Here is a 22572-nt window from a genome sequence, read left to right on the forward strand (position 1 = left end):
GGGGTCTGTTTTAATCTTGATATTTAGGATCCATTTTAAACCCTTCCATGAATTTGGTGGTATAATTCCCTGCCAAATAATCGGGGTGATCCATTAATTGTCTGTGGAACGGAATCGTGGTTTTTACACCTTCAATCACAAACTCATCCAATGCCCTTCTCATTTTGTTGATGGCCTCTTCCCGTGTTTGGGCAGTGGTAATCAACTTGGCGATCATGGAGTCATAGTTTGGTGGAATCATATATCCACTATACACGTGTGTGTCCAAACGAACTCCGTGGCCTCCTGGCGTATGCAACGTTGTAATCTTTCCTGGTGATGGTCTAAAATCGTTATACGGGTCTTCCGCATTGATTCGGCATTCAATGGAATGCAACTTCGGATAGTAATTCTTTCCGGAAATTGGGACGCCGCCAGCAACCAAAATCTGCTCACGAATCAAATCATAATCCACAACCTGTTCGGTAATGGGGTGCTCTACCTGAATACGGGTATTCATTTCCATGAAGTAGAAGTTTCGGTGTTTATCTACCAAAAACTCTACAGTTCCTGCACCTTCATATTTAATGAATTCCGCAGCCTTTACCGCCGCTTTACCCATTTCTTCCCGAAGAGAATCCGTCATAAACGGTGATGGAGTCTCCTCAGTCAATTTTTGGTGTCTACGCTGTACGGAGCAGTCTCTTTCAGATAGGTGGCAAGCCTTTCCGTATTGGTCTCCAACTACTTGGATTTCAATATGTCTGGGCTCTTCAATGAGTTTTTCCATGTACATTCCACCATTCCCAAAAGCAGCTGTGGCCTCTTTGACCGCACTTTCAAAATTCTTTTCTATTTCCTCCTCGGACCAAATGGCACGCATTCCTTTTCCACCACCTCCAGCGGTAGCCTTGATCATAACGGGATAGCCCATTTTCTTGGCTTCTTTCTTGGCGTGGTCAACATCTTTCAACAAACCATCCGAACCGGGAACGGTAGGGACGCCCGCTTTTTTCATGGTTTCTTTGGCCGTAGCCTTATCTCCCATTTTTTCAATCTGCTCGCCAGATGCACCAATGAACTTGATGTCGTGTTCAGCACAAATTTTGGAGAACTTGGCATTCTCGGAAAGAAATCCATATCCGGGGTGAATACCATCCGCATTGGTAATTTCCGCTGCGGCTATAATGTTGGGTATCTTTAAATAGGATTCGTGACTTGGTGCTGGTCCAATACACACAGCCTCGTCTGCAAACCTTACGTGAAGACTTTCCTCATCCGCCTTGGAGTAGACTGCCACGGTCTTGATGCCCATTTCCTTGCAGGTACGAATAATGCGAAGCGCAATTTCACCCCTATTTGCAATTAATATCTTTTTAAACATAGAATACAATTTTAAATTTTGGGTTCTAAATTTTAAATGGTTTTAAATAACTAATAATTAGTCACTTAAAATTTAGCATTTAAAATTATCTATGATGGGTCTACCAAAAACAAAGGTTGGTCAAATTCAACTGGAGAAGAATCCTCAACCAAAACCTTTACAATTTTACCAGAAACTTCAGATTCAATGTCATTGAAAAGTTTCATCGCCTCTATCACACAAAGAACATCGCCTTGGCTCACATTAGATCCCACCTCAACAAATGCTGGCTTGTCCGGAGAAGGCTTTCTGTAGAAAGTTCCAATGATAGGTGATTTTATGGTAATGTACTTGGATTCTTCAGATTTTGGTGCTGACTCCGTCTTGGTCGCTGCTGGTTCTTGTGCGGCAGGTGTGTGTGCTACCTGCGGAACAGACTGTGTCTGAGGTACAGGTATTTGCTGCACAATTGTTGTTTCTGGGGAACCTGAACTGCTACCGACCGTTCGGATCGTGATCTTGAGGTCTTCCATCTCCAACTTCACCTCGCTGGCGCCGGATTTGGCGACAAACTTGATCAAACTTTGAATTTCCTTAATGTCCATGGAATATAATTTAGTTAGTAGTGTGCTATTTTGAATTATAGGCCCATTTTAAATAGATGGAACCCCATGTAAATCCTCCGCCAAAGGCGGCAAAAATTAAATTATCCCCTTTCTTGAGTTGTTTTTCATAATCAAACAACAACAAGGGCAGGGTAGCGGAAGTTGTATTTCCGTAGCGTTCAATGTTCATCATCACTTTTTCTGGCGCCACTCCCATTCGGTTTGCGGTGGCATCAATGATGCGTTTATTGGCTTGATGTGGTACCAACCACTGCACATCTTCATGCGTAAGGTTGTTCCGCTCCATAATCAGCGCGGAAACATCAGCCATGTTGGAAACGGCAAATTTGAAAACAGATTTGCCATCTTGATATACATAATGTTGTTTGTTCTTTATGGTTTCTTCTGATGCTGGTAAGATAGAACCTCCGGCTTCAATCTTTAAAAACTGTCTTCCCACCCCATCAGATCGTAAGTATTCATCCTGTAGTCCGAGACCTTCTTCATTGGGTTCAAAAAGCGCAGCCCCGGCCCCATCACCAAAAATAATGCAGGTGGTACGATCGGTATAATCCAATATGGATGACATTTTATCGGCACCTATCACCAACACTTTCTTATATCTTCCTGATTCTATATAACTAGCCGCAGTTGACATTCCGTACAAGAAGCTGGAACATGCCGCTTGGAGATCATAGGCAAATGCGTTGACAGCTCCAATTTCCGATGCCACGTAAGCCGCGGTTGATGCAACCGGTAAGTCTGGTGTGGCCGTGGCCACCAACACAAAATCGATTTCAGATGGATCTACTCCGCTTTTTTGAATTAGATCTTCGGCAGCCTTAATGGCCATGTATGATGTTCCGGCGTTTTCCTTTTTCAAGATCCTTCGTTCCTTGATTCCGGTCCTGGTAGTAATCCACTCATCATTGGTGTCTACCATGGTTTCCAGTACTTTGTTGGACAGAACGAAATCTGGAACGTATCCTCCTACAGCTGTGATTGCCGCTGTTGTTTTTTTCATTTTTAGCGTCTCTTTTTTTGTCAAAAACCTTGAAATTTGACCCAAAAGCGGTGAAAATTAGTCATTTTATATGACTTTTTCGTCAAAACGGGTTCGTTTTTAAATTAGAAGATGGGCCCATAAAAAAACTCCCGTTGCAGAATAACGGGAGTTGGTTTATTATGAGAAGGTTGCGGTTAGGCCGCAGTTTCTTCTTCAGTCTTGTCTATTAAAACTTGGCCCCTGTAGTACAATTTGCCTTCGTGCCAGTGTGCTCTGTGGTACAAGTGCATTTCACCGGTTGCAGAATCCTTGGCAATGGTAGGGGCCACAGCTTTGTAGTGGGTTCTTCTTTTGTCCCTTCTGGTCTTTGATGTTTTTCTTTTAGGATGTGCCATTATAAACCTATTTGTCCGTTAGTAACTTTTTTAAATCATCCCATCTGGGATCTGTTTTTTCTGATTCTCCTTTTTCTTCTTTTGGCTGCAATTCTTCCAGCTTGTCCAAGATTTCGGATTTTAACGTTCCGTCCAATACACCGGGGTGCACTCTTTTTTGAGGAACCGCCAGCACCAACATTTCATAAATATACTGTGCAATGTTGATTTGGTATTCTCCGTGGGGAATGATCAGGATTTCATCATCCTCATCATTGTATTCTTCCCCAAACTTGATTACCAAGTGCAAATCTGAACTAATGGGTTGATCATACGGTTCCCCAGTAAGATCACAGTCCACATTTACCGTTCCCTTCGCCTCGATTCCCAGTTCCATCATAGTGCTCATTTTGTCCAATATGGCAGTTACTAGAATGTCAGCTCCGTTAAATTCTTGGTATTCAAAAGATTCAAAGAACGCGTTATCAATCTTGTACACAAATTCATGTTTTCCCAACTTCAGTCCTGAAAAAGGGATAAAAAACTCCTTCAGCTTCATCGTTTCTACACTTAGGGTTTGTGTACCAGCCTGTAAAGGCGGGTGCAAAGATACTACTTATTTGCAAAACTGCAATTCCAAAGCTAACAAATATCATTCCCAAGTACAAGTTTTTAACTGGCTCGCTTGGTTTTTTGTTTTTGCAATGGGTTTTTATTCAATTCTATATACTCTGAACGGTTTCGAAAGACATTAATTGCCATAAAAACCGCTTCTTTAAAGGAGCTTTCATCGGCCTTTCCTTTTCCCGCAATTTCATAGGCGGTGCCGTGGTCTGGAGAGGTGCGAACCCGATCCAATCCAGCGGTGTAATTCACTCCTTTTCCAAAGGAAAGTGTTTTAAACGGAATGAGACCTTGATCGTGATAAGCTGCCAAAACCGCATCAAACTGGTTATGTGTGTTGGACCCAAAGAAACTGTCAGCAGAATAAGGCCCATACACCAACGTTCCTTTATTGAACATCTCCTGAATCACCGGTTTCATAATCTTATCATCTTCCTCACCAATGGTTCCATTATCGCCGCTATGCGGATTGATGCCCAACAGCGCAATTTTGGGCCTGCGAATGCCAAAATCCATTTGGAGTGACTTTTCCATGGTGGCCACCTTATGGCGAATCAGTTTTGGGGTAATGGCTTGTGCCACATCTTTGACGGCGATGTGATCGGTCAACAGTCCCACCCGAAGGGTGTCGGCCACCATAAACATCAAGCTTTCGCCTTTGAGTTCTTGTGCCAAAAAATCGGTATGGCCCGGAAATTTAAAATCATCGGCCTGTACATTATTCTTATTGATAGGCGCCGTGACCAACACGTCTATTTTTCCTTCCTTCAAGGCGGTGACTGCAGCTCTCAGTGATTTTATGGCATATTTACCTCCTTCTTCCGTAGCTTTTCCATATTCAATAGTGGGAACTTCCTTCCAAACATTTACAATATTGACCTTTCCTTCAAGGGCTTGTGAAGCATCTCGTATTCCATTAAAAGTAATATCGATTCCCAAATCGGATTTTTGCTGCGATATGGTTTTGTTCGAGGCAAAAATGATTGGGGTACAGAAATCCAACATTCTGGCATCCTCAAATGTTTTGAGCGCTACTTCGCACCCTATGCCGTTAAGGTCCCCAATGGAAATCCCAAGCTTTAATTTTTGCGTTTCTTTCATAGAATCAATACTGATATAGCTACTTTTGCACTACAAAGCTAGTCAATTAAAAAGATTCATGTTCACAGGTATTATAGAGACTTTGGGGAAAGTTGAAAAGCTCGAAAAAGAAGGCGGAAATCTACACATTAGTGTTTCTTCCGGCATCACCCAAGAATTGAAAATAGACCAGAGTGTGTCCCATAATGGGGTATGCCTTACTGTGGTATCCATTGAGGGTAACACTTACACCGTGACCGCCATTGAAGAAACCTTGAACAAAACCAATTTGGACACTTTGACGGTTGGGGATAACGTGAATTTGGAGCGCGCCATGCTTTTGGGTGCTCGTTTGGATGGCCATATTGTTCAGGGCCATGTGGACCAGACCGCGGTTTGTTCTTCCATTGAAGAAAAAGACGGGAGTTGGTTTTTTACGCTTCAGTATGATTCCAAACTGAACAACATTACCATTGAAAAGGGATCCATAACCGTGGATGGGGTGAGCCTAACCGTTGTCGATTCTAAAAAAGATAGTTTTAGCGTGGCCATTATACCTTATACATATGAACACACCCGATTCCATACCTATAAAGTAAACACCGTTGTAAATCTTGAATTTGATGTGGTGGGCAAATATGTGGCCCGATTGATGGAACTGCGAAACTGATATCACGGTTGTTTCGACCCAAGATATCTTTTTGGGCTATTTTTGTAACTGACCAATCCCGTTGAATGGACCTCTCATCCCTTTCCCAAATTTCAGTTGCTTCATGGACGCTGGCTGCCACGGCTGCCTTTCTTATGGGAGTATCCAAGGCAGGATTAAAGGGAATGTCCATTTTTAATGTTACGCTCATGGCCTTGGCCTTTGGCTCACGCGCTTCAACGGGTTTGATTGTACCCTTGTTGATTGTTGGGGACATCTTTGCCGTAATTTATTATAATAGGCATACCCAGTGGAAATATATCTTACGGTTTCTCCCGTGGATGATTCTGGGCATCTTCATTGGCGTACTCATTGGAAAGGACCTTCCAGAACGAGAGTTTAAATGGGGAATGGTGATTGTAATTTTTATCAGTTTGGGCTTACTGTATTGGTGGGACCGGAGAAAAACGGAACATGTGCCTACACACTGGATGTTTGCTGGATCTATGGGTGTCATGGCCGGAATTTGCACCATGATCGGAAATTTGGCTGGGGCCTTCACCAATATTTTCTTTTTGGGAATGCGATTGCCCAAGAACGAGTTTGTAGGCACCGCGGCTTGGTTGTTTTTCATCACCAACACCTTCAAGCTTCCGTTTCACGTCTTTGTTTGGAAAACGGTAACTATGGAAAGCCTCTACATTAACCTTGCGCTGCTTCCGGCTATTTTGGTTGGGCTTTTTCTAGGGGTGGTCATCGTTAAGAAAATCAACGAAAAAAATTACAAGCGCTTTATTTTGGTGGTGACGGCCATTGGGGCGATTGCGATTCTCTTTAGGTAATGATTTCCTTCAAAAGAAAACCCACCAGTAGCTGATGGGTTCTAATATGACTTGTATGTATTCCTCTATCTTATTCTGATGCTCCTTCGTAAATCGCATTAAAAATCAATTTATAGGTGCCCCTGGGCTGAGCTCGAAACTGCGGCCTGAAAGCATACAGGATTACCGAGCCTTTTCCGTATTTTACTTTCACCATCGCTGGCTTTTTGGCAATATACTTGTTTTCGCCCATGGCCCAACCGCTCATCAAAAGGTTTTTCTCCGCATAGGTGGCAATGACCTCAACTTCGGGTTTAGGCGCATCTTTAATATCTTCTTTACCACCTTCGCCTTCCTTACTTTGCTTGTCAATAATAAAAGCCCTACTCTTGTTAAAGGACACAGAAACCGTGTCTTTCATACCAAACGCCAATGGGTTGGTAGTGTCTATTCCAGTTTTGATCAAAGAACCTGGAATAAAAAAGTCTTTACTGTCCACCCCTTCAACGGCATCTTTCAACGGAAGTCCAAACTGCTCAATAACAAAATCACTGGCGGCATCAAAGGCGAGCAATGTCCCTCCATTCTTTACATAGTTACTCAGTGCGAGGGAACCGTCCAGCCCGATACCTCCAGTAAATTTTTCCGGCATTTCCAATGGGGTATGACCGTGTAAAATGGATTTTGCTTCTTGTGATGGAAGAATGATGGCATCGTACTTGGACAAATCCACCGTTTTAATATCTGCGTCGTGAAGGGTGTCGGTATCAAAAGTATACTCATCCATCACAAAACGGGTCCAACCTTCATCCATGTTGGCCACCCAAGATTTGTACAGTCCCACTTTAGGCGAATGAAGTGGTTTCAATTGAACCTCTGGTTTGGCCATCAACCCTGTAAATTCCAATCCATATTCGTTGGCAAGGGATTCCATCAAAGCTTTATCCCCGGTAACCACAAAAGACCCAGCTGGAAAGGAAACTTTTCCTGCTTTGAACTCCGTCATGGCCTTGAAAGCGGTTCCTCCAGCTTTTAGAATTTTATTGGTTGCAGCAACTGAAGCATTGGAGTTTACGCTCAGCGCATACCCATAAGAACCGTTTCGGTTGAGGCTGCCTTCATAATAATCAACCAATCCTGCCACCTTTTCGGTTGAAGCATCAAAGGGCTCCGCAATTTTTGCAACCTCCACTCCCATTTGAAGCGGCAACGTCCATCCGGCCAAATCATATGGGGTATCCGGAGGTCCGCCAGGGTATTGGAAACGGGTGGGATAGTTCTGCTTTTCCATCAAATCCAACAAATAGGGCCTGAACGCCTGACCACCATAGATGACATAGGACCCTTTTTCATATTTGGTATCCCCTATGGTAAAATCCTTGGTTGCCTTTTCGATTTCAATACCACCTCTTAATAACACGTTTACTAGATTCACTGCTTCGAAAGAGTCCCATTGCTCCTTGCCAATCACATAGGCAAAAGGGCCTTCAGTCTTGGCTTTTTCAATGGCCGAAGCTCCCATTTTGTAAATGTTGTAGAGGTAGTTGCTTTTTCGGTCCGTGGCCAAATCCAATACGGCCCAAGTTGCTGTGAGCATATAATCTACCGCATCCCTAAAATGGGATTCGCCTCCTTTCCAAGGGTCGGGGTACATGATGTCGGTTCCATCTGTTGGTGTTCCCCCAGCCACCGTTTTTGGCAACTTTTCAGGGTCGTAGAACCGTGGTGTTGGAGAAGTGTGTCCTGTTTCGGTTAGGATGCCTATCATATTATGATAGTAGGGAACGGTCCTTCCCCCTCCGTTCCAGAACATGGTATAGAAATTATCTGCTATGGCCCCGGGCATGTTTTCCAAAGAAAAACGTTTTGACATGGCTGAACCCACCTCACTTACCCCCGCAGTTACCGCAGGATGAATCTTTGGATTTACCGGGTCAGCATACGGCGGAATGGAAATTTTGGTCCAAGAAGGTGACGATTGGTGATGGTTGTACACAATCTGTGGATACCACTCGTTGTACAAGATTCTGGTTACATTATAGGTCTCTGGCATGGTGTTCATGAACCAGTCGCGATTATTGTCGTGCCCCATATAATAATGGTAAAGAATTGGAGGTCTTGATGTTTCATAGGGTGTATCGCGATTTTTTCGATACCAGTCCACCACAATGTCCAATCCATCAGGGTTCATCACGGGCATCAAAAGGGTTATAACGTTTTCCCGAACTTTCTGCATTTCTGCAGTTTCCGATGTGGCCAGCGTATAGGCCAATTCCGAAGTCATTTGTCCGTGCGCCAGCTCAGTAGAGTGCATTCCGCCATCGAGCCAAACAATGGCCTTTCCCTCTAAAGAGAGCTTTGCCGCTTCATCATCACTGATTTGAACCCGGGCCAATTTGGTACTGATATCTTTCCATTTATCCAACTGCGCCAAATTTTCCTCTGTTGAAATAAAGAGCAAGTACATTTTGCGTCCAAGGACGGTTTCGCCAATTTCAATTTTTTTGATACGGTTGGAAGCGTTGTCCAACTTGGTGAGGTAATCTTCTATTTGGGCATAATCTGCCAGTTGGTAGTCATCTCCTACCCTAAAGCCATAGACATCTTTGGGGGATGGCACATTTTGCGCTAATAATGACGTGACGCATGCCAAAGCCATTCCTAATGAAAACAGCAAGGTTTTGAGGTTTACAATTTTAAAAATCATTGGTTGAATTAGTTAGAATTTCGTTGGAAATTACGGAATCCTGAGGAGTAAAGTAAATCTGAGCGCAGTGAATTGGAATTCGAAACAGATTTTTAGGATTACTACTGATTCAATCCTACTATTTTATCAATTATAAGGCAGTTTCGGAAGGATGCTGCCAAGGACCGCGGTATTGCCGTTTTAATAATGCTGTGGCCTCCACGTCATCCACAATGATTCTTTGTTGAGGATTGTAAATCAAGGGCCGTTCCAAATCCATCGCAAGATTGGCCATGATGCAACTTGCGGTGGAAATATGACCTTGCTCCACATCAGCAACAGGCAGTGTATCGTTTTCAATGGAAGCCAACAAATCCAACATATGGGCTCGCGTTGCTGGCGCTGTATGCAGTTCAATATCCTTTTCATTTAAATCTTCGGGATATTGTTCACGTTCAAACACTACATCCATTTTAATGGTTTTACCACCGTCATTTGGAATAAATTCGTATTTGTATACGCTCCCTTTTAAGGTTCCTTTATCACCATAAATAAAAAACGCCCAAGGGTATTCCGGGTCTGGAGGGGTGCCCCAACTGCGGTGTTGCCAGGTGCAATTCAATTCATCAAATTCAAATATGGCGGTTTGGGTATCCGAAATATTGGCAATGGAATCCTTTTGCACGTAAATTCCCCCCGTTGAGCTCACTTTTTTGGGCCATCCCAGCCCCAACATCCAACGCACCGTATCCAACATGTGGACGCACATGTCGCCGACAATACCATTTCCATATTCCATAAACGCACGCCAGTTGCGATGTGGCAGACCAATAAAAGGTCGCATTGGGGAAGGACCCGACCAAAGGTCGTAATCGAAATAATCCGGCACTTGCTGAATTGGCGGGTTTGCATTCCATCGCATGTGGTAGTAACAGCAAATATCAACATGGGAAATTTTACCCAATAATCCCGCTTCGATGATGTTTTTCTTACCCTCAACCAAATGTGGTGTGCTTCTGCGCTGTGTTCCTATTTGGACCTTCTTTCCCAATTTTCGAGCAGTGGCCAAAATGGCCTCGCCCTCCAAAACATCAAGACTGATGGGCTTTTGCAAGTACAAATGTGCTCCGGATTCCATGGCTTCAATGGCCTGAAGCGCATGCCAATGGTCTGGAGATCCAATAAGGACAATGTCCAAATCCTTTTCGGCCAGCATTTTGCGGTAGTCCTTATATAAACGAGGTTTTTTGCCGGATTTCTGCCGTTCGGAAACCAGTTTTGCAGCTTCTTCCAAATAGTTTTGGTCCACGTCGCAAAGCGAAACCACTTCTACATTGGCCACTTGAATCAGTTTGAACAAATCACTTTTGCCATACCAACCACAACCAATAAGACCAACATTTATTTTCCGTGGGGAATACATCAAATCCAAGCCGTAGGCGCCAAAAGATGATAACGCCAAAGCCGCAGTGGACCCTTTTAAAAAGTTTCTTCGGTTGATGTAGAATGTCTTGGGCTCGTTGTTCGGCATGGTCGATTTTTGACATTTAATTTAAGATTAATCTTTGAAATGCCGATTCTAATCAACTCAACATTATTTTCAGAAATAAAGAAACCCTTCCAAATCAATGATTTGAAAGGGTTTTATGTGGTCCCACTTGGGCTTATTTCGGCTGAACTCAGCATAAACTTCTCTCCCTCGGTTTGTTTCACAAAAAAAGTCCCAGCTTTCGCTAAGACTTTTTGACCACTTCGTGGTCCCACCTGGGCTCGAACCAGGGACCACCTGATTATGAGCAGCTTTTTTTAGTTGTCATAAATTTTCATTTGGTTTCTTATTTATTGATTTTCAATGTTTTATGAATTTTTTCTTTTCATTTAGAAGCATCAATATTACCTTTAAAAGACCATTTGTTGTACCTATGTTGTACCCAAAACACTACTAAAAATGATTAATGTACGAACGGTTTTAAGAAAAAAACAGCTGTCCGATGGAAGTTATCCGGTGTGCCTTCGTGTGACCAAAGATAGGCGATCTAAATACTTCAAGACCATTTACAATGCATTTCCAAAAGAATGGGATGAACGTACTGGCTCCTTCAATAAGAATCACAACAATTTTATTCAGGACAACCGATTGTTATTAAAGTTTAGGGACAGAGCATTAAAAGTGATTGCAGAGTTGGAAATGGAGAAAGACGATTTCTCTTTGAGGGAATTTGAACATAATTTCAGGTTGGCATTCAATCCGGTCAGAAGAAACGTTTTTGACTTTTGGGATGAAATAGTTGAGGAATTGAAGTTGGCTGGCAGAATGGGAAATGCTCGCTTTCACAACGATACCAGTAAATCCGTCCAGAGATATTTAAAATTTGACAAAGACCTTTCCTTTACTGACATTACCCCGGCCTTTCTAGAAAAGTATGAGGCCTATCTGCGTTCGCGAGGTGGGACAGATGGAGGTATTGGTGTGAGAATGAGATCTATAAGGGCATTATTTAACCAAGCCATTAGAAGGAACATTGTAAAGGAATCCCTATATCCCTTTCGGACATACAAAGTATCTAGATTGAAAGGAAGAGGGGTCAAAAAGGCGCTTACCTTTGAAGAGGTAAAGCAAATTATCAATGTTGACATTTCTGAAAATCCAGAGCTTTTGAATAGCAAAAACTATTTTGTTTTTAGCTTCTACACTCGAGGAATGAACTTTGCTGATATGATGAAGCTGAAATGGAAGGACATCAAAGGGGGGAACATTTATTATACGCGCTCTAAAACCAAGGGAAACTTTACCATTAAAATTCTGCCTCCGGTTCAGAAAATCTTGGATCATTATCGTAAAAATTCATTGGGCACGAAATATGTCTTTCCCATTTTGCTTCATGACCAACTTACACCAAATCAAATAGAGAACCGTAAAACCAAAGTGCTAAAAAGTTATAATATAGACTTGAGAGCCATCGCCGAATTAGCCGAAATCGAAAAGTCGGTAACAAGTTATGTGGCTCGTCACAGTTTTGCCAATTGCCTTAAGCAAAAAGGAGTTGCAACAGATGTAATCAGCGAGTCATTGGGGCATCAGAATATGGCTATAACACAAGCCTATTTGAAAGAACTGGATACCTCAGTGGTTGACAAAGCCATAGAAGTATTACTCTAAATCTGATTTTCCTAGAATTGGGTCTTCAAATTCGGTTAAAGGGTCTAACCAATCCGCCTTTTGGTTCGCCCATTTCAGATAAACTTGATTTTCTTCATTTATAACAGATTTATCTGGTTTTACTTTTTTCTTATAGGCACTCAGGTAGTCTCTTATTTGTTTTGCCTTATACCAGTTCTCTGAATCTGAGATAAGTTGGCCCAATTTGGATTTTTCCTCTGCTATTTTCTTCAGATTTTCTTTCTCTTTTATCAGTTCTTGTTCCCTCCTTCTTTTTTGCTCTGATTGTTGCGCCCGTAAATCATGCCAATACTTGCAATCTTTTTCAACCCAAGCTACTATTTGTGGAAGGTATTCTTCTAAACGGATAGTTTTTCTATCTATCCAATTTTTTTGTCTGAAGGAAGGTCCGACCTGAAATTCTAGCTTATCGCTTTTTTCCCATGATTCCCTACTCCAGCCAGACTTATCTTTCTCCCTTATTCTATGGTACTTCTGGCGAAGATTTATTTCTGTTTTTTGACCGAACATCTGTATATGGCAGCGGCTATACTCAAAGATGATTTTTCCATTCATAGCCTCTATTGCCAAAATCAGTGTATTCATAAATCTAAATGCCCTAGATCTCATTTTGAGATCCGTATGGATGGGTAATATTTCATGCTCTTGAGATAACTCCCAAAATCCGACATCTTTGCTCTCATCTAATTGCTCCAATAGTTTTTTGCTCTTCCTTATTGTTGGATGATATTGTACAATCCTCTTGGGTACTTTAAAGTTTAAGTTGCTTTGCTGCTCCAGTTCATATGCTCTTTTATGGTAATCCGTTCTAAATTTTATGGAATCTGAGGCCAAGTTTATTTTGATATTTCTGCTTTCCATTTTAGGCAAAGGTGTTTTGATTATTTCTTTATTGAACCTAACCTTTGTCCAATGACCCCGGCTAGGTAATGGGATATTATATTCTTGACAAACATCTTTCAATTGCTCTTGCGTTACCTCAAGCTGCTCAGACAAATCATTCAAAGATTGCTCCCATACCAAACCATATAATTCTACTCTTGTAAAAGATTTTTCTTTCATTTTAATAAAGATTTCTTAGTTAAAATTCGAGTTTATCACCAAAAAATGGTGATTATCTCGAAAAAATACTAAAGCTGGATTTATCCGAATTAGTAAAAATCTGTCAGTGAAGAGAAGTAAACTCATTTATTTGGGACGAGTTGATCAACAACATTGATAAATCAGCTTCTGCTAAAATGAAAGTGTTGACATAATTAATATCCAAAAAGGAAGCTGTGGGCTTAAGGAAAAACTTCTATTTGATTATACTTCCAAAATATTTTGCCCTAGAAAACTGCCCATTGGTCAATACATTAAAAAAGTTAATTAAACTTCTTGGCCGTGAATTTTTATTTGGGAGATTTTCCTGCGGCAAAATTGCATGGAGCATCACATCAACAATTTCAACAAGAATATGTTGCAACCACCAAACCCGCTTTATTATCAATATCAAACAGATATCATAAGTAAATCATCGGGGCGCCAAAACATAGGCCTATATAAAAGAATTGGATTCGTTTGTTATTGACAATGCCATCGAAATTCTGTTATAAAAGAAGTCAAAACAAACACAATGATTCTAGTCAACTAATATAATGAATGAGGGTAACTTTTAGTATACTCCTTTAATACAATACATAATTAATATTTCAGGATAACAACTTTAAATCTGATTTCAAAACGTCCTTATCAACCAAATAAAGATTTCTCAAATTCTGGATATGTCTTTTATGGGTGCATTTTCTAAGTTTTCGGCCTGAACCGCAGTAACATAGTTGATGTTCTCTAAATCGGCTATTGGCAATGGTATTAGCAATTGTTCTTTCAATAATTGCCCTGTCTTCAATTTTAAGTATGTCTCTATACCCATGAAGAATACCGGACTCATCATGTGGGTATTCATCTCCAAAATAGCAATTATGAATCTCGTAAAAAGAATTGTTTTCAAAATAAGGTACTACTACTAAATCCAGGAACATCAACAAAGATTTAACTTTGGTTTTTAAAAGGATTTGGGATTGAGCCCTGGTGGTAAAACAGCAACTACCGGTTATGGGATAAATATGCCTGTCTAATTTAATGGGGATTCTTCCTCCGGTCTCTTTGACCGAAGGAAAGAATTTTGGACATGGCTTTAGATCTATTTCTATTTCATAGCTGTCCTTGTCCGGCAAATGCAAAGTACCATAAATCATGTTTGAAGTGGATGCATAACTTAAGTCTTCATACACCAAAAGAGCCTCTTCAATTTCATTTTGTGGAACCATAAGGTTTTGGTTTAATTATCGCCGAACCCAGTGATTTGCTCAGAGCATTTGATCTTTCATTTTCATCCTGATCTTCTCCAAAAGGAAAGCGAATTCCAAACTGGTTATTCCGGAGAATCTCTGAAGCTTTTCTATAATTTTTTTCATCAGAGACTTTAATGCAATCATCCTTTAGGCTTTTTAAAGTGCTTAGAAAGTTAGATTTTTTGGTCTCACTATAATTGTCAAAGAGATTTTCATCTGATGGGGTTGTTGGTCTGAAACAATTAAATCCCCCTTTCTTATTTAGTGCTATATCGACAGCCTTTACAGTTTCTCTAAAGGCTTCATCTAAATTATCAGCATCTACATAATGATTTGTGGCCAAAATAGTCAATACAAATCCACTTGGTAATTTCAGTGTTGAGTTATTGTTTTCTCTATAATTTTTCCAAGCCTTTAAACAACGAACAATAGCCTCTAATCTAGGTTTTGCTTCCTTTTCTTGATTGAACCATAAGTAAAAAGCTTTAGGGTCACTTTCTATCCAATCTTTTGATTTATGGGCCAATTCTATTTTATCACCTTCTTTGAAGTAAATAGGTAGGTCAATATGATGCCCATCCGAAAAAATGACTCTTACACATGTTGTTTTCTTTTTTGAATCTTTACTGGTGTGATTTTCTGTGGCTTTAAACACCCAATCATGCCAAGTATTTATACTTTGTTTCTTGTCATCTTCATCTTTTTTGATAAAATACACTCCATCGTCCAAATCATATTTTCTAAGGATGTTTTCATCTCCATCATATTCTACAATTGGATTTATAATAGTATTCATTTCAAAAGAACCTTGACTATGGAATTTAGGTTGAATTTCATTTTCCTTATTTTCCTTAAACCATTTCTTGATTTTTTTTCGTAAATCTTTCCTGCTCTTTTGTAGAGAGTCTTTTCTTGTGGTGTTTAACTTAATTTCCTTGTCAAACTTGTTAAATTCTTTGTTTAATACAGCCATTTTTATAGTTTTTAATAATCGTGATTTTTGTTGCGACTAACCCATTTTAAATCCTTAAACTCTCCTTTGGTTTGAAAGGGGGACCTGTTTGTGAAATATCTTCCTGACAATCTTTTGCTCTTACCTTCTTTGATGAATTTTACAATCTCGGTTCCATAATGGGGAGGAAAACCTTGCTCCGTACTTCCCTCATTCAGATAGTTGTAAATCAAATTATAATGCTGACCATCTTGTGTTTTTTCCACATACATTCCCTTATTAATTGAGGGAGACGACAATGATCCATCGGGTTTTTTTGTGAAAGAAGAAATATTTATATGGCTTCCTGATTGTGAAACTATTTTAATGTGATCTAGTTCTCCCGTTTGCACTTCACCATTCTGGTCATGGTACTGATATACAAGTTTACCTTCATATCTGCCTGAAAAGTTATCCACCCAAAACAACCATCTAAATGGCACATATTGCCATAGGTGTTTAGTGATGACCGTAATCAAGATTGTTAGAAAACCAAAGATTGATATAGACCAGCCAAAGGAATGATTGGCTAAGTATATGAGCAGAAAGCCAAGTATAATTAATACAATAAAAAATTTGGGGTGATAATATTTCAGATAGTCTTTTTCCATATCTGTATTCAGTTATAAAATTGATATTACAAATATGGTTTAGAGCTATGCAATGTATTTGCATAGCATCAATTTTGAAGTATAGTATTCTAGAAAACGTTCAAAAATTTTGCAAGTATTTTTCTCACCAAAAACTTGCAGTCATTAGCCCTGTCTTTATCTATGGTTCCTGTGTGAGCAGATTTGTTTCTGAAATCCTTTTGGAGCCTATCAAGATCATCCAGTATTGAAGGTTCATATATATCTTCTGAGAATTGTTCCTTTGTATACCTATCAAAATCAATCAAAAAGGCACTTTTATCAATGTTATGCTTTTGATTTAATTCCCTTAAAGCGAATTTCATGTTACCCAGTGTGAAGGTTTTGCTTTGTTTAACAACAAGTTTGGCCAAAAGTCCATATCTATTACTCGCTAAATCTTGGGAATACGTTTCTTCAACATTAGGATCTCTTTCATGTACGTATTCAATAAAAGGAGCAAATACTTTTGTCAATAGTTCATTCTCTACTGATCGAGAACATTGTAAAACAAATGGGCTAAAATCTTGAGAATTATGGCGTATCAAGGTGTCAAAAATATATTCTCCTGATAATAGATAACTAAAACTCCTTTTATGCAGTTTTTTTGAATCCTTTAGCCAATTACGTATTCTTGAATCATAAACTCTTGTGTCATTTGGTGTAATTCCATCTAGGACCGAATAAATCTTTGATTGTATTTCTGTATCATCAATAAACTCTTCTTCCGAATCTTTAAGTGAAGTTTTTATAGTTTCTACTATTTTATTCAAATTGACGGTAACAAGTTCCTTTACCAAAACCTGTACCATATCTTGAAAAGAACTTGCACCTTCAAGCAATTCTGGAGAAATATTAAAAACATTTGATAACGCTTTGGAACTTTCGATAAGTGTTTCTCCAAGTATTTCTGCCTCTACTTCAATCTCAGGAAGAAATGGAGCCGTTGGAAAAGATTCATAATCATCCAGTATGTTTTGGACCTCTGATGAGTTAAAAACAACAGCCCAATACCATTTTCCAAATTTCCCATTTTGATTAACTGCTTCTATCCAAAGATTCAAAAAGTCTCTTTTGACCCTGTTTTGATGAGAATCTTGTCCTTTAACTTCAAGAATCAACTTATCCCCATTAACCATTTGGATAATGTAATCGGGCAAGAAGTTCTTGATTATTCCCCTGTAGTTGTATTTAATGAAAAAACCAAGGTGATCATTTTTGATAAAAGACTTTACTTTTTCATGTCTGTCAATAATCTTGGCATTATTCGCCTCCCAAGTACTATCAAAAACAGTATAGTTGATATGGGTTTTGTCCATCCAAAGATTGGGTTTTGCACTATACCAAGTTGGCATGTCTGAAGTACTTCTAATAGGTTTTTCTTTATCAAAAACAAGAGTACGAGCTTCATCATTTTGGTCCCTAATAGCGTTCCAAAAATGATGAATGATTTTACCCATGTTCATCAGTAATAAAATATTTCTTCTGACAAGGTCTTGCGAAAACAAACTATTCTTGATGATAATTTTATCTGAGTTCAAAAATTCTTTAGTTAGAGAAATCAGTTGTGCTAGAAAATCATGCTGATCACCTTTCCAATTCGGTTTTTCAGTAACAAATATTCTTGTAGCTACCTTAAAAATTATGGTCTGCAATCGATAATTATCCTCAAATTTTTTTATGTCAACTTCAGTTAATGCGGCCGGAGTAATATTGCCCTGCATAACACCTCCCATTTCAGCCTCCGTGATAACTTCTTCAGGATTGAGTTCTAAATCGTCCAATTCATCATAATCAATTGATAAGGAAGACTCATAAAGAGTATCTATTCTTAAAATGTTTGGGAAACTGATTTCAAATTCTTGTTTCTCTGGTATTGGCTCTATTTGAACTTTGGGCTTCGGGGGTTTAGGGATGCCAGAACCTCCTTCATGTGGAATAAATTCAAACGGCACCCCAAAAATATTCACGTATTCAGGTTCAAGCATCCCTTCCTCATCAAAATCGTAGCTTACCCTTCTCAGACCACGACCTATAACCTGCTCACATAGCAATTGGCTGCTAAATGCTCTCAATCCCATAATGTGGGTAACGTTGTTAGCGTCCCAGCCTTCAGTTAACATACTAACACTAATCACATTTTGAATCTGTTCCCCCGGCTTTCCTTTCTTGCCAACCGTATCGACCATCTCCCTTAATGATTCTGCCTGCTCTTTTAGAGAACCGGTTAATGTTTCATCTTCATTATTTATTCTTCCAATAATTTTGGAATCTATTTGGAGTGTTTTGTCAACTTCACATAATTCCTTGACCTCACATGATTTGGAATCAAAATGATATTTTATCCTATCACTGGTAAACGTAGTATTAGCTATGGTTATCATTACAGGAGGTATATCAATACCTTCGGTTTGTTGCCAATCTCTCTTTGTCCTTAACCAATCGGTTCCCAAAAGTTCATATGCCATTTTCACCAAATCTGGCAGTGGGGTTTCTTTGGGTATTTGTTTTTGATTTAGGTCTTCACTTACCTCTTTGTCCTTATAAATGTGATATAACCTTGATTTATAATCGGGTCCAACATTGCTATCATCACGAATAACAACTCTTGGTGTTTTCACCAATCCAGATTCTATTGCATCATTCAATCCAAAATCACTTATAATCCAGGTAAATAATGCATCCTTTTCTGCTTTCTTCCCACCCGGAGAAAATGGTGTGGCCGTAAAATCATGGCATCTGAGAATACCATTTTTCTTGTGCAACCTGTCCAATCCTTGAACCCAAACGGTGTTGTCAATTTCCTCCTTTTTCTTACTTTTCTCTTTGCTTTCTGCCGGTGTTCTCCAAGCATGGTGGGCCTCATCATTTATAACCAAAATGTTTGAGGTATTAGCCATATCATCTAGAACTTGTTTAGCATAAACTGTGTCACTTATTTCAAGTGTTTTCCGCTTATCAACGCTCCTTATTTGGCCCTTTTCCTTTTTTTGATCCAGTTTTTCTTGGGTGTCCCATGCTAACATATGCCAATTGACAATTTTAAGATTTCCTTGCCTTAAATTGTCCATTAAAGTAGATGGTACAATATTAAATTGATCGTAGTAATTATTCTCGTGAGAAGGTTGCAAAACGGCTAGTCTGCTTTTAACGGTTAGTCCAGGAGCAACAATTAGAATGTTTTTAGAAAAGCGTTGGTCAAGTTTATAGCTTACTTTATTTAGCACATTATAAGCAATTAACATAGCCATAACTGTAGTTTTACCAGAGCCGGTAGCCATTTTGCTGCACCATCTAATAAAATCTCCTCCATCTTGTCTTATTTCAATACCTGTTTTATAATTGTCTGGAGCTTCATTTAAAAAAATGATTGTTTTGATTGCTTCGAGCTGACAAAAAAAGAAAGGAAACTGTCTGAACTCTTTGTCAGTAGTTTCCCAATGTTCCAAGAGCTCATTGGTAACACCCGTTAATCCTTTTCTGCCTTCTAACTCCCATTTTGCCATTCGTTGCCGAATGTCGTTTACCCAAGGAAGTTCAATTAATTCTCCTCCTGCAATAGTATATCCAGCAGGTCGTCTGCCCTCTTCTTGATAAAACTCTTGGGTCATGACATTTCTGTTCCAATGAACATACGGCTCCTTATATGGGGAGCAAAGTATGAGCTTATCTATGTTTCTCATACGTGTAATATTTTTAGGCTTTCAATTCCCCTGTCGTCAATAAGTTTAACGGCAATTTGCTTACCAGGACTAAATGGGAGAGATTTTGTGCCTCTAAACTCTCCAATCTTTTCTTGGTCAATCTCGGCTTTTAGGTTTTTTGCAAGTTTTGTCCAACCATCTATTGCTCCTGCCATAGGAAAGAACACCTGCTTTGGAAATAAACTTCTTCCATCATAATCAGGGTCAAGTAGCCACATAGCAATGTTTTTCTTTCCACCTGAATCAACCTCTCCCGTTTTTGGGTTATAATAATCAAACCCGAAGACTTCAACCTGTACTTTTCCGTTTTCTAATTTCTTAAGTTGAATATCAGGAGAGCCTATAAGCCAAAAACTTTGATTTGTATTTTTGTTTTTCTTCAAATCCTCGGTTTGAAGATCCATGTTCATTTGCGCCTTCAACAGTTTAAACCCAACTAATTTTTCAGGTGTCTCATCAATATCTTTAGCAGCTTCTTCGTCAAATTGAAAAGAGCAGAACAAGAGTACATCAGGTTTTATAAGTCTAGCTTCGTTTATTGCTAGCTCAACCAATCGTTGTTCTAAAGGAGCATGTTCAGGACCAAATACAACCAATACTTTCTGTGGAGGATTATTTTCCTCTGCTTTTGTCTCTCCCTCAACTTGAATATATTTAGTGCCAGATAGTGTTTCTAGTCTTGAAAATTCTATAGCTCTACCTCCCTTCGCTCTTACTCCAGTTCTTAACAATTCATCCTTCCATTGATCTTGCCGAAGTGTTTCTCCTTGTCTAGATATTGAGGCATCCACAATTTCTGCATCTGGAGTGTTTCCCTCTAGGTCTCGTACTATCGGGGCCGGAATACTTTCTACTGTAAAAGGACCTGTAATTCGAGATTTCTTGGTGTCTATTATTGGTTGGTCAAACAAAGCTTCTTCTGCAGATGGTTCGTTGTTAGCTATGCTTTTAAGTGTAATATGAGGAACTGTCTTGTACTTGAACCCTCCTCCAATTCCTAAATCTGGAAACAAGAGTTCATAAAAATTATAATTAGCTGTTATTAGACGCTGCTTAGCTATAGTAATAGCTACTCGACTGGTATCACAAGTTATCCATCTTCTTCCATAATTTTCACTGGCATAAGCAGTAGTTCCACTTCCGGCAGTAATATCTAATATCAAATCACCTGGGTCACTTGTCATCAGAATACATTTTTCCAAAACCTTGGGAGAAGTTTGGACAACGAACTTCTTATCGTCTAAAAAACTTCCTGTTCCGGTGTCCAGCCACACATTTGTTATTTTTTTGTATGGGAAGTCGTCAATAAATCTTATGTATTGTATACTGTTCTTTGCAACATGAATTCTATTTTTTTTTGCTAAGTTTTCAAGTCCTTTAACTGTAGTTTTCCAATGATGATTTGATCCTGGGTGATAATTTTTGCCTTCAAACAGAAAATCTTGTGGGCTATTTGTTTTACCCTGCGACTTTATGTTACCTGCCTTATAAATTTTAGTTCCTGAAGGTAGTTTTTCTGGATTCTGCTTTTCTTCTTTGGTAAGTCCACGATTTTTTCCATCAGGAAATTGTGCCCAGTTGTACCCTTTAATTCCAACCTCTAATTCTTGGTCTTCAAACAATTGATTGAATTTAAATTTTTCTTGATCCTTTACATACCATAATATTTGATCACCTACCCTGCTTAATCCCTTTGTAGCAAAGCCGCTAGTAGTTTGAAAATATATACTAGACACAAAACCTTCGGAGCCAAAGACTTCATCAAGAAGCATCCTTACTCTATGAATATTTTGGTCTGAAATTTGGACGAAAATACTTCCTGTTTCACTTAAAAGTTCCTTTGCTAATAAAATACGATCTCTTAGGTGAGTTAAATATGAATGAATCCCAAGCTCCCAAGTATCTCTGAAGGCCTTAATTGTTTCAGGCTCCTGAGTCAAATCTTCATCTCTTCCATCCTTAACATCCCTTTTGTTTGTAAAAGGTTGGAAGTTGCTGCCATATTTAATTCCATAAGGTGGGTCAAAATAGACCATTTGTACCTTGCCGGCCATTCCTTCCTTTTCAAGAAGACTATTCATGACCAATAGACTATCTCCAGAAATCAAACGGTTGGTCCATCCTTCTTTGTGCTTATAGAACTCGACCGCTTCACGCAACGGTTTTTCGTTCTGTTCAAATAAAGACAACTGTTCATCATCCTCTGTCGGCTTTTTTACAGAATCAATGATACTCTTTGGGTCAATGCGTTCATGGACATGTAGGGATACAGTTGGCACTTCAAATGAAATACGTTCTGTTTTGCCCGCCCAGTGCAATTGTGGGTCTAGATGTGGGTCATAAGCATATTTCTTTATATTCTGGCCGTATTCCGAATCAGTATTCTCATTAACAAGCCCCACAGGAGGATTGTTCAACCTTTCTTTGTCTTTATGCTCATAAGAGGATATTGACTTCGATGCTTTTCTTTTTTTGGCCATAGTGTTTAATGTCTTATGCAGAATAATAATGAAAGTAATCTTTTTCTCATAACGACTTGATTTTCAA

17 protein-coding genes are annotated in these 22572 nt (G+C 39.4%); 3 read left to right on the plus strand and 14 right to left on the minus strand.

Annotated elements, in window-relative coordinates; all coding sequences use genetic code 11:
* Window positions 1-10: 10 nt before the first annotated feature.
* The 6 genes from accC to pdxA all read right to left on the minus strand — a co-directional run bounded on the left by accC (window position 11) and on the right by pdxA (window position 5052).
* Complete coding sequence (accC, locus tag ACFSJE_RS10000; protein WP_379830832.1) at window positions 11-1363, minus strand: acetyl-CoA carboxylase biotin carboxylase subunit; 1353 nt, start codon at window positions 1361-1363, stop codon at window positions 11-13.
* Window positions 1364-1452: 89 nt separating this feature from the next.
* On the minus strand, window positions 1453-1947 hold the full coding sequence (gene accB, locus ACFSJE_RS10005; RefSeq protein WP_379830833.1) for an acetyl-CoA carboxylase biotin carboxyl carrier protein: 495 nt from the start codon (window positions 1945-1947) through the stop codon (window positions 1453-1455).
* Window positions 1948-1972: 25 nt separating this feature from the next.
* The gene (locus tag ACFSJE_RS10010; protein WP_379830834.1) at window positions 1973-2971 is read right to left on the minus strand and encodes a beta-ketoacyl-ACP synthase III; all 999 of its coding nucleotides are present in this window, start codon (window positions 2969-2971) and stop codon (window positions 1973-1975) included.
* Between the two features lie 176 nt (window positions 2972-3147).
* Window positions 3148-3348 (minus strand): 50S ribosomal protein L32, encoded by a 201-nt coding sequence (rpmF, locus tag ACFSJE_RS10015; protein WP_036380757.1) that lies wholly within the window; start codon window positions 3346-3348, stop codon window positions 3148-3150.
* Window positions 3349-3355: 7 nt separating this feature from the next.
* On the minus strand, window positions 3356-3886 hold the full coding sequence (locus tag ACFSJE_RS10020) for a YceD family protein (RefSeq protein ID WP_379830835.1): 531 nt from the start codon (window positions 3884-3886) through the stop codon (window positions 3356-3358).
* Between the two features lie 113 nt (window positions 3887-3999).
* The gene (gene pdxA / locus ACFSJE_RS10025; protein WP_379830836.1) at window positions 4000-5052 is read right to left on the minus strand and encodes a 4-hydroxythreonine-4-phosphate dehydrogenase PdxA; all 1053 of its coding nucleotides are present in this window, start codon (window positions 5050-5052) and stop codon (window positions 4000-4002) included.
* Between the two features lie 58 nt (window positions 5053-5110).
* On the opposite strand from pdxA, the gene ACFSJE_RS10030 reads away from it, so the two are divergent.
* Complete coding sequence (locus ACFSJE_RS10030; protein WP_379830837.1) at window positions 5111-5701, plus strand: riboflavin synthase; 591 nt, start codon at window positions 5111-5113, stop codon at window positions 5699-5701.
* Window positions 5702-5766: 65 nt separating this feature from the next.
* Window positions 5767-6522, plus strand: coding sequence for a sulfite exporter TauE/SafE family protein (locus ACFSJE_RS10035; RefSeq protein WP_379830838.1), 756 nt, complete (start codon window positions 5767-5769; stop codon window positions 6520-6522).
* A 70-nt stretch (window positions 6523-6592) separates the two neighbouring features.
* On the opposite strand, the gene ACFSJE_RS10040 is transcribed toward ACFSJE_RS10035, so the two are convergent.
* Window positions 6593-9208, minus strand: coding sequence for a M14 family metallopeptidase (locus tag ACFSJE_RS10040; protein ID WP_379830839.1), 2616 nt, complete (start codon window positions 9206-9208; stop codon window positions 6593-6595).
* A 130-nt stretch (window positions 9209-9338) separates the two neighbouring features.
* A complete protein-coding gene (locus ACFSJE_RS10045; RefSeq protein ID WP_379830840.1) occupies window positions 9339-10718 on the minus strand; it encodes a Gfo/Idh/MocA family oxidoreductase in 1380 nt (459 codons plus the stop codon).
* Window positions 10719-11135: 417 nt separating this feature from the next.
* Between ACFSJE_RS10045 and ACFSJE_RS10050 the strand changes: the two genes are divergently transcribed.
* Window positions 11136-12347, plus strand: coding sequence for a phage integrase SAM-like domain-containing protein (locus ACFSJE_RS10050; protein WP_379830841.1), 1212 nt, complete (start codon window positions 11136-11138; stop codon window positions 12345-12347).
* Here ACFSJE_RS10050 and ACFSJE_RS10055 read toward each other — a convergent pair.
* The 6 genes from ACFSJE_RS10055 to ACFSJE_RS10080 all read right to left on the minus strand — a co-directional run bounded on the left by ACFSJE_RS10055 (window position 12339) and on the right by ACFSJE_RS10080 (window position 22505).
* Window positions 12339-13430 carry a hypothetical protein gene (locus tag ACFSJE_RS10055; protein ID WP_379830842.1) on the minus strand — a complete coding sequence of 364 codons (1092 nt, stop codon included), beginning with the start codon at window positions 13428-13430 and terminating at the stop codon, window positions 12339-12341. The two genes, ACFSJE_RS10050 and ACFSJE_RS10055, sit on opposite strands and share 9 nt — an antisense overlap.
* Before the next feature lie 629 nt (window positions 13431-14059).
* A complete protein-coding gene (locus ACFSJE_RS10060) occupies window positions 14060-14677 on the minus strand; it encodes a hypothetical protein (protein ID WP_379830843.1) in 618 nt (205 codons plus the stop codon).
* A complete protein-coding gene (locus tag ACFSJE_RS10065) occupies window positions 14661-15674 on the minus strand; it encodes a cyclic GMP-AMP synthase DncV-like nucleotidyltransferase (RefSeq protein ID WP_379830844.1) in 1014 nt (337 codons plus the stop codon). The genes ACFSJE_RS10060 and ACFSJE_RS10065 overlap by 17 nt, the downstream gene beginning before the upstream one ends.
* Before the next feature lie 11 nt (window positions 15675-15685).
* Entirely contained in the window at window positions 15686-16303 is a 618-nt protein-coding gene (locus ACFSJE_RS10070; protein ID WP_379830845.1) for a Cap15 family cyclic dinucleotide receptor domain-containing protein, read from the minus strand.
* Window positions 16304-16392: 89 nt separating this feature from the next.
* On the minus strand, window positions 16393-20004 hold the full coding sequence (locus tag ACFSJE_RS10075; protein WP_379830846.1) for a BPTD_3080 family restriction endonuclease: 3612 nt from the start codon (window positions 20002-20004) through the stop codon (window positions 16393-16395).
* Entirely contained in the window at window positions 20001-22505 is a 2505-nt protein-coding gene (locus tag ACFSJE_RS10080) for a site-specific DNA-methyltransferase (protein ID WP_379830847.1), read from the minus strand. The genes ACFSJE_RS10075 and ACFSJE_RS10080 overlap by 4 nt, the downstream gene beginning before the upstream one ends.
* Window positions 22506-22572: the final 67 nt, after the last annotated feature.

It is taken from the genome of Flagellimonas iocasae, assembly GCF_042682725.1.
Classification (GTDB): Bacteria; Bacteroidota; Bacteroidia; order Flavobacteriales; family Flavobacteriaceae; genus Flagellimonas; species Flagellimonas iocasae.